Raw genomic sequence first — 13,195 nt, forward strand, 5'->3', positions numbered from 1 at the left:
GAGACCCGCCCATGCCCGTGACCCCCGAGATTCCCGCCGCCGACCGCGCCCAGCCCGAGCGTGGCGCCAAGAGCAAGTACAAGCGCATCCTGCTCAAGCTCTCCGGTGAAGCCTTGATGGGCGAGCACGACTTCGGCATCGACCCCAAGGTGCTCGACCGCATGGCCCTGGAGATCGGCCAACTGGTGGGGATCGGCGTCCAGGTGGGCATCGTCATCGGCGGCGGCAACCTGTTCCGTGGGGCGGCGCTCCACGAGGCCGGCATGGAACGGGTCACCGGCGATCATATGGGCATGCTGGCCACGGTGATGAACGCCCTGGCCATGCGCGATGCCCTGGAACGCTCGAATATCCGCTCCCGGGTGATGTCGGCCATTCCCATGAGCGGCGTGGTGGAGCACTATGATCGCCGCACCGCCATTCGCTACCTCACCTCCGGTGACGTGGTACTCTTCTCCGCCGGTACCGGTAACCCCTTCTTCACCACCGATTCCGCGGCCTGCCTGCGCGGCATCGAGATCGACGCCGACGTGGTGGTCAAGGCCACCAAGGTGGACGGGGTCTATGACAAGGACCCGGTGAAGCATGCCGATGCCGTCAAGTACGAGCAGCTCAACTACGACGAGGTGCTCGACCAGAAGCTCGGGGTGATGGATTTGACCGCCATCTGCCTGGTGCGGGACCATGGCATGCCGGTGCGCGTGTTCGACATGAACAAGCCCGGCGCGCTGCTGAACCTGGTGGTGGGTGGCAAGGAAGGCACGCTGATAGATAGAGGTTGAAAACGTGATCGACGACATCAAGAAAGACGCCGAAGGCCGCATGAAGAAGACCCTGGAGTCGCTCCAGGCCAACTTCCACAAGATCCGTACCGGGCGTGCCCATACCAGCATTCTCGACGCTGTGACCGTGGAGTACTATGGCTCCCAGGTGCCCCTCAACCAGGTGGCCAACGTCAATATCGAGGACGCCCGGACCCTCTCCGTGGTGCCCTGGGAGAAGCCCATGGTGCCCAAGGTGGAGAAGGCCATCCTGACCTCCGACCTGGGTCTCAACCCCTCCACCAACGGCAACGTGATCCGCGTGCCCATGCCGATGCTCACCGAGGAGACGCGCAAGGGCTATATCAAGCAGGCCCGCGGTGAGGCGGAGCAGGCGCGGGTGGCGGTGCGCAACGTACGGCGCGATGCCAACGGTGATATCAAATCCCTGCTCAAGGAGAAAGAGATCACCGAGGATGAGCAGCACCAGGGCGAGGATGCCATCCAGAAGCTCACCGACAAGTACATCGCCGAGATCGACAAGCTGCTGGAAGCCAAGGAACACGACCTGATGCAGGTCTGAGGCGCGGCGGGCCCGAGGGGCCCGCCTTTCCATCCCCCCCGTGCGAGCCCCCATGACCTCAACGCAGTCCCCCCAAACCCATCGTGGTGGTACGCCGCGCCATGTGGCGATCATCATGGATGGCAACAATCGTTGGGCCAAGGCCCGTGGCCTGAGCGGTGTCCGTGGTCACCATGCCGGCGTCGAGTCGGTGCGGGCGGTGATCCGCCGTGCCGCCGAACGCGGTGTCGAGACCCTGACCCTGTTCGCCTTCTCCAGCGAGAACTGGAAGCGTCCCCCCGCCGAAGTGAGCGCGCTGATGGAACTCTTCCTGTTGGCGCTGAAGCGCGAGGTGCGCAAGCTCCACGAGCACGATATTCGCCTCTCGGTGATCGGCGAGCGCAGTGCCTTCTCGCCCTCCATCCAGAAGCATGTGGCCCGGGCCGAGGCGCTCACCGCCGAGAATCGCGGCCTGCACCTGGTGATCGCCGCCAACTATGGCGGGCGCTGGGACATCGCCAGCGCTGCCCGGCGCCTGGCCGAGCGGGTCCAGGCCGGCGAGCTGGCGCCCGCCGAGATCGATGAGGCGGCCCTGGAGCGCGAGATCAGCCTGGCCGACGATGCCCCGGTGGACCTGTGCATTCGCACCAGCGGCGAGCAGCGCATCTCCAATTTCCTGCTCTGGCAGCTGGCCTATGCGGAGTTCCACTTCTCGCCGCTGCTGTGGCCCGATTTCGATGCCGCCGCCTTCGACCTGGCGCTGGATGATTTCGCCCGCCGCCTGCGGCGCTTCGGCATGACCGACGAACAGATCGAGGCCCAAGGTGCTTAAGCAGCGACTGATTACCGCCCTGATTCTGGCGCCCCTGGTACTGCTGGGCCTGTTCGGCCTCGACGGTGGCGCCTTCGCCCTCTTCACTGCCGCCATCGTCCTGCTGGGCGTCTGGGAGTGGGTCAACCTGGCCGGCTACGAGCGCCCGGGCCAGCGCCTGCTGGGCGTTGCCGTGGTGGCCGCGCTGATGGCACTGATGTGGCTCACCGGGGCCGCCCAGGCCGCCTGGCCGCTATGGCTGGGGGCCGCCGGCTGGCTGGCCAACCTCTACTGGGTGACCCAGTATCCCGAGCGCCAGGCCCAGTGGCAGGCGCCGGCCCGGCGCCTGGCCATGGGGCTCTGGGTATTGCTGCCCACCTGGGTCGGCTTTATCGCCCTGCGCGACGGCGGGGCCGAATGGCTGCTCTTCGTCTTGCTGCTGGTGTGGACCGCGGACAGCGGCGCCTACTTCGCCGGCCGGGCCTATGGGCGCCGCAAGCTGGCGCCCAGCGTCAGTCCCGGCAAGTCCTGGGAGGGCGTGCTGGGCGGCCTGGCGGCCACCACCCTGCTGGCGCTGGGCTTCGCCCTCTGGCTGGGTCTCTCCGCGGGGCAGCTGGTCTGGCTGGTGGTGATCACCTGGTTGGTGACCGCCATCTCGGTGGTGGGCGATCTCTTCGAGAGCATGCTCAAGCGCACCCGCGGCATCAAGGACTCCAGCGCCCTGCTGCCCGGCCATGGCGGGGTGCTCGACCGTATCGATAGCCTTACCGCCGCCGTGCCCCTCTTCGCCCTGCTGCGCCTATGGCTATGACGGCTGCCCCCCGGGGCGTCACGGTGCTGGGCGCCACCGGTTCCATCGGTACCAGCACCCTGGACGTGATCGCTCGCCATCCCGAGCGTTACCGGGTGCATGCCCTGACCGCCCATCGCGACCGCCAGGGCCTCCTGACCCTCTGCCTGCGCCATCGTCCGGCGGTGGCGGTGCTGGGTGCCGAGGCGGATGCCGCCTGGCTGCGCCGGCAACTGGCAGCGGCGGGCCTGGATACCGAGGTGCGCGCCGGCGAGGCGGCCCTGTGCGAGGTGGCCGAGGCCGGCGAGTCGGCAGTGGTGATGGCGGCCATCGTCGGGGCCGCCGGCCTGCTGCCGACCCTGGCGGCGGTGCGCGCCGGCAAGCGAGTGCTGCTCGCCAACAAGGAGGCCCTGGTGATGTCCGGGGCCCTGTTCATGGAGGCGGTGGCGGCCCATGGGGCGACCCTGCTGCCCATCGACTCCGAACACAATGCCATCTTCCAGTGTCTACCGAGCGAGCACCGTGGCGGCCTGGGCCGGCATGGTGTCACCCAGTTGCTGTTGACCGCCTCCGGTGGTCCCTTCCGGGGCTGGAGTGCCGAGCGGCTGGCCGGAGTGACCCCGGAGCAGGCCTGCGCCCACCCCAACTGGTCCATGGGGCGGAAGATCTCCGTGGACAGTGCCACCCTGATGAACAAGGGGCTGGAGCTGATCGAGGCCTGCTGGCTGTTCGATACCACGCCGCAACGGATTCAGGTGGTGGTGCATCCCCAGAGCGTGATCCACTCCATGGCGGCCTACAGCGACGGCTCGGTCCTGGCGCAACTGGGCAACCCGGACATGCGCACGCCCATCGCCTACGGCCTGGCCTGGCCGGAGCGCATCGATGCCGGGGTCGAGGCACTGGACCTCTTCCAGGTGGCGCGCCTCGACTTCCAGGCCCCGGACGAGGTGGCCTTTCCCTGCCTGCGCCTGGCACGGCAGGCCATGGAAGTCGGAGGCACGGCGCCAGCGGTGCTCAATGCCGCCAACGAGGTGGCGGTGGATGCCTTCCTCGAGGGGCGTCTCGGCTTCACCGATATTCCACGCCTGGTGGCGGCGGTGCTGGAGGAGGTCGAGGTGCGGCCGGCCCGGGCCCTGGAAGCGATCCTGGCCGAGGATGAGCGGGCCCGGCGGCGTGCCGAGGCCCTGATGGCGCGTTTCCCGCGGGGAGGATAAACGATGGGCGTGATCCAGAACGTGCTGGCGGTGATCGTGGTCCTGGGCCTGCTGATCACCTTCCATGAATATGGTCACTACTGGGTGGCCAAGCGCTGTGGCGTCAAGGTGCTGCGCTTCTCGGTGGGCTTCGGCAAGCCGCTCTGGTCGCGCACCGATCGTCACGGCACCGAGTTCGCCGTGGCCGCCATTCCCCTGGGGGGCTACGTCAAGATGCTCGACGAGCGGGAGGGTCCCGTGGATCCCGCCGAGCGTCATCAGGCCTTCAACAACCAGTCCGTCTGGGCGCGGATCGCCATCGTCGCCGCCGGCCCCCTGGCCAACTTCCTGCTCGCTATCGTCGCCTACTGGCTGCTCTTCGTGGTGGGGACCACCGCGGTGGCACCGGTGGTGGGGGCGGTGGATCCCGACTCGCCGGCGGCCCGGGGTGGCCTGGCCCCGGGGCAGGAGATCGTCGCCATCCAGGGCGACCCGGTGCGCTCCTGGGCCGAGGTCAACCTCAAGCTGGTGGCGGCCATCGGCCATGACGGCGAGCTGCGCTTCACCACCCGGGACGAGGGCAGCGAGACGACCCGGGAGCGGGGCCTGCCGGTGAGCAACTACCTGGTGCGCCAGGATCCTCCCCAGCCCTTGCTGAGCCTGGGTATCACCCCCTGGCGTCCGGCCTTCCCGGCCGAGCTGGGGCAGGTGCTGGAGGGTGAGGCGGCGGCCCTGGCCGGCCTCGCGCCCGGCGACCGGATCCTCAGCGCCGAGGGTCAGCCCATCGATGACTGGATGCACTTCGTCGAGGTAGTGCGGGCCCATCCCGGCGAGCCCCTGGCCCTGGAGGTTCAGCGCGGCGACGAGCGGCTGGCCCTGACGCTGGTGCCGGGGCGCAACGAGCTGGAGACCGGGGCGAGCGTCGGCTATATCGGCGCCGGGGTGGCGCCGGTGGAGTGGCCCGAGGAGTATCGCCGCGAGGTGCGCTACGGGCCGGTGGCGGCCCTGGGGCAGTCGCTGTCGCGCACCGGCGAGATGTCGCTGCTGACCCTGGATGCGATCCGCAAGATGCTGGTGGGCCTGATCTCGCCCTCCAACCTCTCTGGTCCCATCACCATCGCCCGGGTGGCGGGGGATACGGCCCGGACCGGCCTGGAGAGCTTTATCAGCTTCATGGCCTATCTTTCGATCAGCCTGGGGATCCTCAACCTGCTGCCGATCCCGGTGCTGGATGGGGGACACCTGGTCTACTACGCCATCGAGGCACTGCGCGGCCGGCCGGTCTCCGAGAAGACCCAGGCCATCGGCCTGCGGATCGGCCTGGCCCTGGTGGGTAGCCTGATGATCATGGCCCTCTATTTCGATCTGATGCGCCTGTAGGGAAGGGAGGGTACCGGCGCCTCGAGCCCGGGCAGCATCCGTCACGGAGGGCGCTATCCTGTCGGGCGAATGCGGTGATAAACGCGGATGGCGCCGGTTGCCTGACCCGGCGTTGGCCGGGGATCTCCCCCTCGGCCTTGTCAGTTACCCGCACAAATGTATAAGGTGCCTATTTCGAACACCGTTCCTCCTGCAGGGAAGCACGGGATCTCGATGGGCAGACCAACGCGAGCGAAGCGACTGAATGAAACTCAAGACCATCGGATTGGCAGCGCTGCTACTGGCCGGCACCCAGTCGGCCTCGGCGGACACTTTCAATGTCTCTGATATCCGCGTGGAGGGCCTGCAGCGGGTCCCTGCGGCCTCCGTCTTCAATGCCTTCCCCGTGGGCGCCGGTGAACGGATCGAGGAGCGCGAGCTGGCCGAGGCGGCCCGCGAGCTCTTCGCCACCGGTCTCTTCGAGGATATTCAGCTGGCCCGGGACGGTGAGGTATTGATCATCCAGGTGGTCGAGCGACCCTTTATCGCCGCCATCGAGATCAGCGGCAACTCCCGCATCAGCGAGGAGGACCTGCGTAGCGGGCTACGCGATGCCGGCCTCGCCGAGGGGCAGGTGCTGCAGCTCTCCACCCTGGAGGAAATGCAGCGGGAGCTCGAGCAGCTCTACCAGGCCCAGGGCCGCTACAGCGCGCGCATCGATACCCGGGTCGAGGAGGTCGGCGAGAACCGCGTGCGCGTCCGCCTCGATATCAACGAGGGGGCGGTGGCCAAGATCCGCCAGATCAATATCGTCGGCAACCAGGCCTTCGACAACGACACCCTGCGCGATGTCTTCGAGCTGCGCGACCGTCCCGGGCGCGTCTTCGGCTGGTTCTCCAAGGACGAGTACTCCCGGGAGGCCCTGGCCGGTGACCTGGAGCGGTTGCGCACCTTTTACCTGGATCGCGGCTATGTGAACTTCGACATCGCCTCCACCCAGGTGGCGATCAGCCCCGACCAGTCGCAGATCTTCATCACCATCAATGTCGACGAGGGGCGCCAGTATCGTCTCGGCGACATTCGCTTCGAGGGCGACCTGATCATCCCGCGCAGCGAGGCCCGGGCCCTGGTGACGGCGGCTCCCGGCGAGATCTTCTCGCGCAGCGATGTGACCGCCTCGGTGGAGGCGTTGCGCTCGCGCCTCGGCGCCGAGGGCTTCACCTTCGCCGAGATCGAGCCGGTCCCCCAGGTGCGTGACGACGGCGAGACCGTCGACCTGCTGCTGGCAGTCAACCCCGGGCGGCGCGCCTATGTGCGGCGTATCGACTTCGTCGGCAACACCACCACCCAGGACGAGGTGCTGCGCCGCGAGATGATCCAGCTGGAGGGGGCACCGGCCTCCACCGAATCGATCAGCCAGTCCCGCCAGCGCCTGGAGCGCCTGGGCTTCTTCCGCCAGGTGGAGGTGGAGACCCGCCCGGTGCCCGGCGAGCCGGATCAGCTGGACGTGACCTATCGCGTCGAGGAGCAGCCCTCCGGCTCCATCTCGGCGAGCATCGGCTTCTCCCAGACCGCCGGGGTGATCTACGGTGCCGGCCTCTCCCAGAGCAACTTCCTGGGCACCGGCAACCGGGTCAACTTCAATGCCCAGCGCAGCGACACCTTCACCGGGGTCAACTTTGGCTACACCAACCCCTACTGGACCCTGGACGGCATCTCCCGCGGCTATAACCTCTTCTACCGGGAGACCGACTACGAAGACTCGGATATCTCCACCTACTCCACCGACGCCTTCGGTGGCGGGATCAACTTCGGCTATCCGATCAACGAGATCACCCGGCTCAACTTCGGGGCCAGCCTCGAAGACCTGACGGTGAAGACCTACAACGACACCGCCCTGGAGATCCGCCAGTACGTGGAAGACCAGGGCGCCGATGCCCAGAGCCTCAAGCTCACCGCCAGCTGGACGCGCAACAACCTCAACCGCGGGGTGATGCCCACCGCCGGCAACTACCAGCGCCTGTCGCTGGAGACCGCGGTGCCGGGCAGCGATGCCCAGTACTACAAGCTGCGCTTCCGCGCCCAGCAGCTCTTCCCCATGGGCAACGACTGGTCGCTGAAGTTCGGGACCACCCTGGGCTATGCCGACAGCATCGGCAATGACCCCTACCCCTTCTACGAGAACTTCTTCGCCGGGGGCCTGGGCTCGGTGCGCGGCTTCACCGGCAACACCCTGGGGCCGCGTACCACGCCGCCCGCCAGCGGCGGCCGGGATCGCACCCTGGGCGGTAACGTCCTGGTGGAGGGCTCGGCGGAGCTGCTCTTCCCGCTGCCTTTCATCGAGGATCGCCGCTCCCTGCAGACCGGCTTCTTCCTGGACGCGGGTAACACCTTCCTGACCAGCTGCTACGATGTGCCGGCGGGTGAGACCTCGCGCTGCGAGTCCGGCGTCGACCTGGGTGAGCTGCGCTACAGCATCGGCGTGGGGCTCTCCTGGCTGACCCCGGTGGGGCCGCTGACCTTCAGCGTCGCCGAGCCCCTCAACGACAAGAGCGGCGACGATACCCAATTCTTCCAGTTCTCGTTGGGTCAGACCTTCTGAGCCACCAACCCTTCGGATCACAGGAGTGTGACCTATGCGTAAATTGACTCTTGCCCTCGGTGTCGCCGCCCTGATGGGGGCCGCCAGCCTGGCCCAGGCCGCCGAGGTGGCGCTGCTGGACTGGCGTCAGGCGCTGATGGAGACCGACGAGGCCCAGCGCCAGATGAGCCAGCTGCGTGGCCAGATCGAGGGGCCCCAGCAGGAGGCCCAGGGGCTGGGCGAGGAGCTGCAGCAGCTGCAGCAGCGACTGCAGCAGGACGGCGCCGTGATGTCCCAGTCCGAGCGCGATGCCCTGATGCAGGAGGGGCAGCAGAAGGAGCAGCGCTTCATGGAGCTGCGCCAGCAGATCGCCGAGGCCCAGATGCGCTCCGAGCAGACCTTCCTGCAGCAGGCCGAGCCCAAGCTGGAGCAGGCCGTGGATGAAGTGATCGGCCGCTACAATATCGAGGTGCTGGTGGACCCGGAAGGGGTGATCCACAGCTCGGTGGAGCTGCGTAACGTCACCGCCGAGGTGACCCAGATCATCAATACCCTCAACTGATGAGTCGCCGGGAGCCCGCTCCCGGCCCCTGACCGGCAAAGGCGCCCATGACACACGCCCACTCCCCCTCCTTCACCCTGGAGGAATTGGCCGCGCGGCTCGGCGCGACCCTGGTCGGCGACGGCCAGCGTCGGGTCTCCGGCCTGGCCACCCTCTCCGAGGCCGGCCCCGACGACATCACCTTCCTGGCCAACCGCGCCTACCTCAAGTACCTGCCCGAGACCCGGGCGGCGGCGGTGTTGCTGCACCCCGGCCAGGCCGAGGCCTGCCCCGTTGCCTGCCTGACCCTGGAGAACCCCTACCTGGGCTATGCGGCCCTGTCACGGCTCTTCGATCCCTTGCTGGGCCGCCAGGCCCCGGGTATCCATCCCACCGCCGTGGTGGCCGATGGCGTGGTGCTGGGGCGCGATGTGGAGATCGGCCCCCAGGCGGTGATCGAGGCCGGCGTCAGCCTGGGCGATGGCGTGGTGGTGGGGCCGGGGTCGGTGATCGGCGCCGATACCCAGATCGGTGCCGGCTCCCGGCTGCATGCCAATGTCACCGTCTGCCACGGGGTGGTGATCGGCGAGCGGGCCATCCTTCACAGCGGCTGCGTGATCGGTGGCGACGGCTTCGGTTTCGCCCACGATGGCGGGCAGTGGCACAAGATCGCCCAGCTGGGTGGGGTGGTGCTGGGCGATGACGTGGAGGTGGGCAGCTGTTCCAGCATCGATCGCGGCGCCCTGGGGGACACCCTGATCGGTAACGACGTCAAGATCGACAGCCAGGTGCAGATCGCCCATAACGTGCAGATCGGCGATCACAGCGCCCTGGCCGGCTGCGTCGGCATCGCCGGCTCCACCAAGGTGGGCAAGCACTGCCTGCTGGGTGGCGGCGTGGGCCTCTCCGGCCACCTGACGATCTGCGACGGGGTGCAGGTGACCGGCATGAGCCTGGTCACCAATTCCATCCATGAGCCCGGCGTCTACTCCTCCGGCACCGGGGCCATGAGCAACGCCCAGTGGCGCAAGAATGCGGTGCGCTTCAAGCAGCTCGATGCCCTGGCCAAACGCCTGGCACGGCTGGAGAAGGCCCAGCAATCGCGTTGAGCCCAGGGCTCGCGCGGGTATAATTCACCGCCTGGCCAGTCAACCGGCGCCCGGCGCCGCTCCATGCTCGCCCGTCGGGCGAGCATTTTCGTCTTCTAGAGGTGCCTCGATGGTAATGGACATCAACGAAATTCGTGACTATCTGCCCCACCGCTACCCCTTCCTGCTGGTGGATCGGGTGCTGGAACTGGAACTGGGGCAATCCATCGTTGCCTACAAGAACGTCAGCGTGAACGAACCCTTCTTCAATGGCCACTTTCCCCACCACCCCATCATGCCCGGGGTGCTGATCATCGAGGCCATGGCCCAGGCCTGTGGTATCTTGGGGTTCAAGACCGTCAACAAGCTCCCCGCCGATGGCTACGTCTATTACCTGGTGGGCAGCGACAATGCCCGCTTCAAGCGCCCGGTGATGCCCGGTGACCAATTGCGCCTGGAGGCGCGGGTCGAGCGCGAGAAGCGCGGCATCTGGAAGTTCGCCTGCCGTGCCACCGTCGACGGTGAGCTGGCCTGCGAAGCCGATATCATCTGTGCCGAGAGGAAGGTCGCTTGATTCATCCCACCGCCATCGTTGACCCCAAGGCGCGCCTGGCCGAGGACGTCGAGGTGGGCCCCTTCAGCGTGATCGGGCCCGACGTGGAGATCGGTGCCGGCTCACGCATCGGTCCCCATGTGGTGATCAAGGGGCCCACCGTGCTGGGCGAGCGGACCCGTATCTTCCAGTTCGCCTCGGTGGGCGAGGATTGCCAGGACAAGAAGTATGCCGGCGAGCCCACGCGCCTGGAGATGGGCGACGACAACGTGATCCGCGAGGGCGTCACCCTGCATCGTGGCACCGTCCAGGACCGGGGCGTTACCACCATCGGTTCCCGCAACCTCTTCATGGCCTATGCCCATGTGGGCCATGACTGCGTGATCGGTAATGACTGCATCCTGGCCAACCAGGTGACCCTGGCCGGTCATGTTCACCTGGGCGATTTCGCCATCCTGGGCGGCCTCTCCGCCATCCACCAGTTCTGCCATTTCGGCGCCCACGCCATGGCCGGCGGCGGCTCCATCATCACCAAGGACGTCCCCGCCTATGTGATGATCAATGGCAACCCGGCCCAGCCCCATGGCCTCAACCTGGTGGGGCTCAAGCGCCGCGGCTTCTCCACAGAGGCGATCAAGGCCCTGAGCGAGGCCTACAAGCTGGTCTACCGCCAGGGGCTCACCGTGGAGCAGGCCCTGGGCGAGATCCGCGGCCGCTTCCGGCTCGCCGAGACCGATGCCTTCGTCGCCTCCATCGAGGCCTCTACCCGTGGCATCACCCGCTAGGGCAGCCCCCCTGCGACGGGTCTACCTGGTCGCGGGGGAGCTCTCCGGCGATATCCTCGGCGCCGGCCTGATGCGCGAGCTCGAAGCGCGTCACCCCGGCGTCGAGTTTCGCGGCATCGGTGGCCCGCGCATGCTCGAGCGGGGCATCGACAGCCGCTTCCCCCTGGAGACTCTCTCGGTGATGGGCCTGGTGGAGGTGCTCAGGCACCTGCCCGAGCTGCTGCGGGTGCGGCGTACCCTCTACCGGGATGCCTTGGCCTGGCAGCCGGATATCGTCATCGGCATCGATGCCCCGGACTTCAACCTGGGGCTGGAGCGCCGGCTCCGCGAGGCGGGCCTGACCACCGCCCACTATGTCAGTCCCTCCGTCTGGGCCTGGCGCCAGGGGCGGGTCAAGGGCATCGCCCGGTCCGTCGATGCCATGCTCACCTTCCTGCCCTTCGAGGCCGCCTTCTATCGCCACCACCGGGTGCCGGTGGCCTTCGTCGGGCATCCGCTGGCCGACGAACTGCCCCTGGAGACCGACCGCGTCGCCACGCGTCGCGAGCTCGGCCTTCCCGAGGATGCCGAGGTGCTGGCCCTGCTGCCTGGCTCCCGGGCCAATGAGGTGCGCTTTCTCGGCGAGACCTTCCTGGCCGCCGCCGAGCGGCTCTGCACCGAACGCTCCAGGCTCTGCGTGGTGATTCCCGCCGCCTCCCCGGGTCGCCGCGAGCAGCTGGAGGCGCTGCTCGCGACGCACCCGGCGCTGGCCGGGCGCGTCCACCTGCTCGATGGTCGCTCTCGGGAGGCCATGGTGGCCGCCGATGCGGTGCTGCTGGCTTCGGGCACCGCGGCCCTGGAGGCGATGCTCTGCCATCGCCCCATGCTGGTGGCCTACAAGATGGCGCCGGCCACCCACTGGCTGGCCAAGCGCCTGGTCAAGACCGAGTGGATCTCGCTGCCCAACCTGATCGCCCGGGAGCCCCTGGTGCCGGAGCTGATCCAGGAGGCCGCCAGTAGTGAGGCGATCTCCGCGGAACTCGGCACGGTGCTCGACGATGGCGCGGGGCGGGCCGCCCTGGAGGCGCGTTTCGCCGCCATGCATGCCGGCTTGCAGCGCGACGCCAGCCGTCGCGCCGCGGAGGCCATCGAGGCGCTGGTGGCGGGCGCGCCCCTGCCGGCCAGCGTGGCCCCGGAGCGGGCCGAGGAGGTCGCTCCTTGACCCGGCGCGAGTTGCCGCCGCTGGTGATCGAGTATGCCGGCGAACGCCTGGCCCTGGAGTGGGTCGATGAGGTGGCCTTATGACCCGGCGCGAGTTGCCGCCGCTGGTGATCGACTATATCGGTGAGCGTCTCGCCGGCGTCGATGAAGTCGGTCGCGGCCCCCTGGTGGGGGCCGTGGTGGCCGCCGCGGTGATCCTCGATCCCGCACGGCCCATCGAGGGGCTGAATGACTCCAAGGCGCTCTCCGCGAAGCGCCGCCAGGCGCTGGATGGCGAGATCCGCGAGCATGCCCTGGCTTTTGCGGTGGCCGAGGCGAGCCCCGCCGAGGTGGACGAGCTGAATATCTATCATGCGACGCACCTGGCCATGCGTCGCGCCATCGACGCCCTGCGCCCCGCCGCCGAGTACCTGCTGGTGGACGGCAACCGCCTGCCCGGACATCCATTGCCGGGCCAGGCGGTGGTCAAGGGTGATGCCCGCCACCCGGCCATCGCCGCCGCCTCGATCCTTGCCAAGGTGGCCCGGGACGCCCAGATGCTTGCCCTGGATGACCGCCACCCCGACTATGGTTTCGCCCGCCACAAGGGCTATCCGACCCGGGAGCACCTGGCCGCCCTGGAGCGCCTGGGCCCGCTCCCCGAGCATCGTCGCTCCTTCGCCCCGGTCAAGCGCCAGCTGGCGCTTTTCTAGCTGGGCTAGCGCCGTTGGTGCACTTGCTGCTCGGCGGCCCGGGGCTACCCTGGGGGCAGGCCGTCGCGGGGCGCGGTAAACCCCTCCCTGGGCGCTACTTTTGCCCTGATTCGCTCCCGCATCCTGCTCCGCTTGCAGGACCGGTGCTGGCCATCCCTGGCCAGCCCGTTCGGAGCCGTGCTCCTCACCCCTAAAAACCGGCTCTTCGTCGTTGGGTGTGGAATTTGCCCCCTGAACTGGCCCAGGATATGACCTCCACATGGACAGGAGGTAGAG

Annotated in this window: 13 protein-coding genes; all 13 read left to right on the plus strand. The window is 68.1% G+C overall.

Features of this window, described 5'->3' with window-relative positions; translation table 11 throughout:
* The first annotated feature begins 11 nt into the window (after positions 1–11).
* On the plus strand, positions 12–782 hold the full coding sequence (pyrH, locus tag IHD13_RS08420; protein ID WP_195860594.1) for a UMP kinase: 771 nt from the start codon (positions 12–14) through the stop codon (positions 780–782).
* A gap of 4 nt (positions 783–786) precedes the next feature.
* A complete protein-coding gene (gene frr / locus IHD13_RS08425; RefSeq protein WP_195860595.1) occupies positions 787–1,344 on the plus strand; it encodes a ribosome recycling factor in 558 nt (185 codons plus the stop codon).
* Between the two features lie 52 nt (positions 1,345–1,396).
* Positions 1,397–2,155, plus strand: a complete 759-nt coding sequence (gene uppS, locus IHD13_RS08430; protein ID WP_195860596.1) for a polyprenyl diphosphate synthase — start codon at positions 1,397–1,399, stop codon at positions 2,153–2,155.
* Positions 2,148–2,945, plus strand: a complete 798-nt coding sequence (locus tag IHD13_RS08435; RefSeq protein ID WP_195860597.1) for a phosphatidate cytidylyltransferase — start codon at positions 2,148–2,150, stop codon at positions 2,943–2,945. Before uppS ends, IHD13_RS08435 begins: the two co-directional genes overlap by 8 nt.
* The gene (ispC, locus tag IHD13_RS08440; protein ID WP_195860598.1) at positions 2,942–4,141 is read left to right on the plus strand and encodes a 1-deoxy-D-xylulose-5-phosphate reductoisomerase; all 1,200 of its coding nucleotides are present in this window, start codon (positions 2,942–2,944) and stop codon (positions 4,139–4,141) included. The genes IHD13_RS08435 and ispC overlap by 4 nt, the downstream gene beginning before the upstream one ends.
* 3 nt (positions 4,142–4,144) lie before the next feature.
* Entirely contained in the window at positions 4,145–5,500 is a 1,356-nt protein-coding gene (gene rseP, locus IHD13_RS08445; RefSeq protein ID WP_195860599.1) for an RIP metalloprotease RseP, read from the plus strand.
* Between the two features lie 244 nt (positions 5,501–5,744).
* Positions 5,745–8,081: an outer membrane protein assembly factor BamA gene (bamA, locus tag IHD13_RS08450; RefSeq protein WP_230086205.1), complete on the plus strand. Its 2,337-nt coding sequence runs from the start codon at positions 5,745–5,747 to the stop codon at positions 8,079–8,081.
* A gap of 34 nt (positions 8,082–8,115) precedes the next feature.
* Positions 8,116–8,622 (plus strand): OmpH family outer membrane protein, encoded by a 507-nt coding sequence (locus IHD13_RS08455; RefSeq protein WP_195860600.1) that lies wholly within the window; start codon positions 8,116–8,118, stop codon positions 8,620–8,622.
* 47 nt (positions 8,623–8,669) lie between these two features.
* Positions 8,670–9,710, plus strand: coding sequence for a UDP-3-O-(3-hydroxymyristoyl)glucosamine N-acyltransferase (gene lpxD / locus IHD13_RS08460; RefSeq protein ID WP_195860601.1), 1,041 nt, complete (start codon positions 8,670–8,672; stop codon positions 9,708–9,710).
* A 109-nt stretch (positions 9,711–9,819) separates the two neighbouring features.
* A complete protein-coding gene (gene fabZ, locus IHD13_RS08465) occupies positions 9,820–10,263 on the plus strand; it encodes a 3-hydroxyacyl-ACP dehydratase FabZ (RefSeq protein ID WP_195860602.1) in 444 nt (147 codons plus the stop codon).
* Positions 10,260–11,027, plus strand: a complete 768-nt coding sequence (gene lpxA / locus IHD13_RS08470) for an acyl-ACP--UDP-N-acetylglucosamine O-acyltransferase (protein ID WP_195860603.1) — start codon at positions 10,260–10,262, stop codon at positions 11,025–11,027. The genes fabZ and lpxA overlap by 4 nt, the downstream gene beginning before the upstream one ends.
* The gene (lpxB, locus tag IHD13_RS08475; RefSeq protein ID WP_326838330.1) at positions 11,011–12,228 is read left to right on the plus strand and encodes a lipid-A-disaccharide synthase; all 1,218 of its coding nucleotides are present in this window, start codon (positions 11,011–11,013) and stop codon (positions 12,226–12,228) included. The genes lpxA and lpxB overlap by 17 nt, the downstream gene beginning before the upstream one ends.
* A 79-nt stretch (positions 12,229–12,307) precedes the next feature.
* A complete protein-coding gene (rnhB, locus tag IHD13_RS08480) occupies positions 12,308–12,919 on the plus strand; it encodes a ribonuclease HII (RefSeq protein WP_195860605.1) in 612 nt (203 codons plus the stop codon).
* Positions 12,920–13,195 lie beyond the last annotated feature (276 nt).

Source organism: Halomonas sp. 328 (assembly GCF_015645095.1).
In the GTDB taxonomy this organism is placed as follows: Bacteria; Pseudomonadota; Gammaproteobacteria; order Pseudomonadales; family Halomonadaceae; genus Bisbaumannia.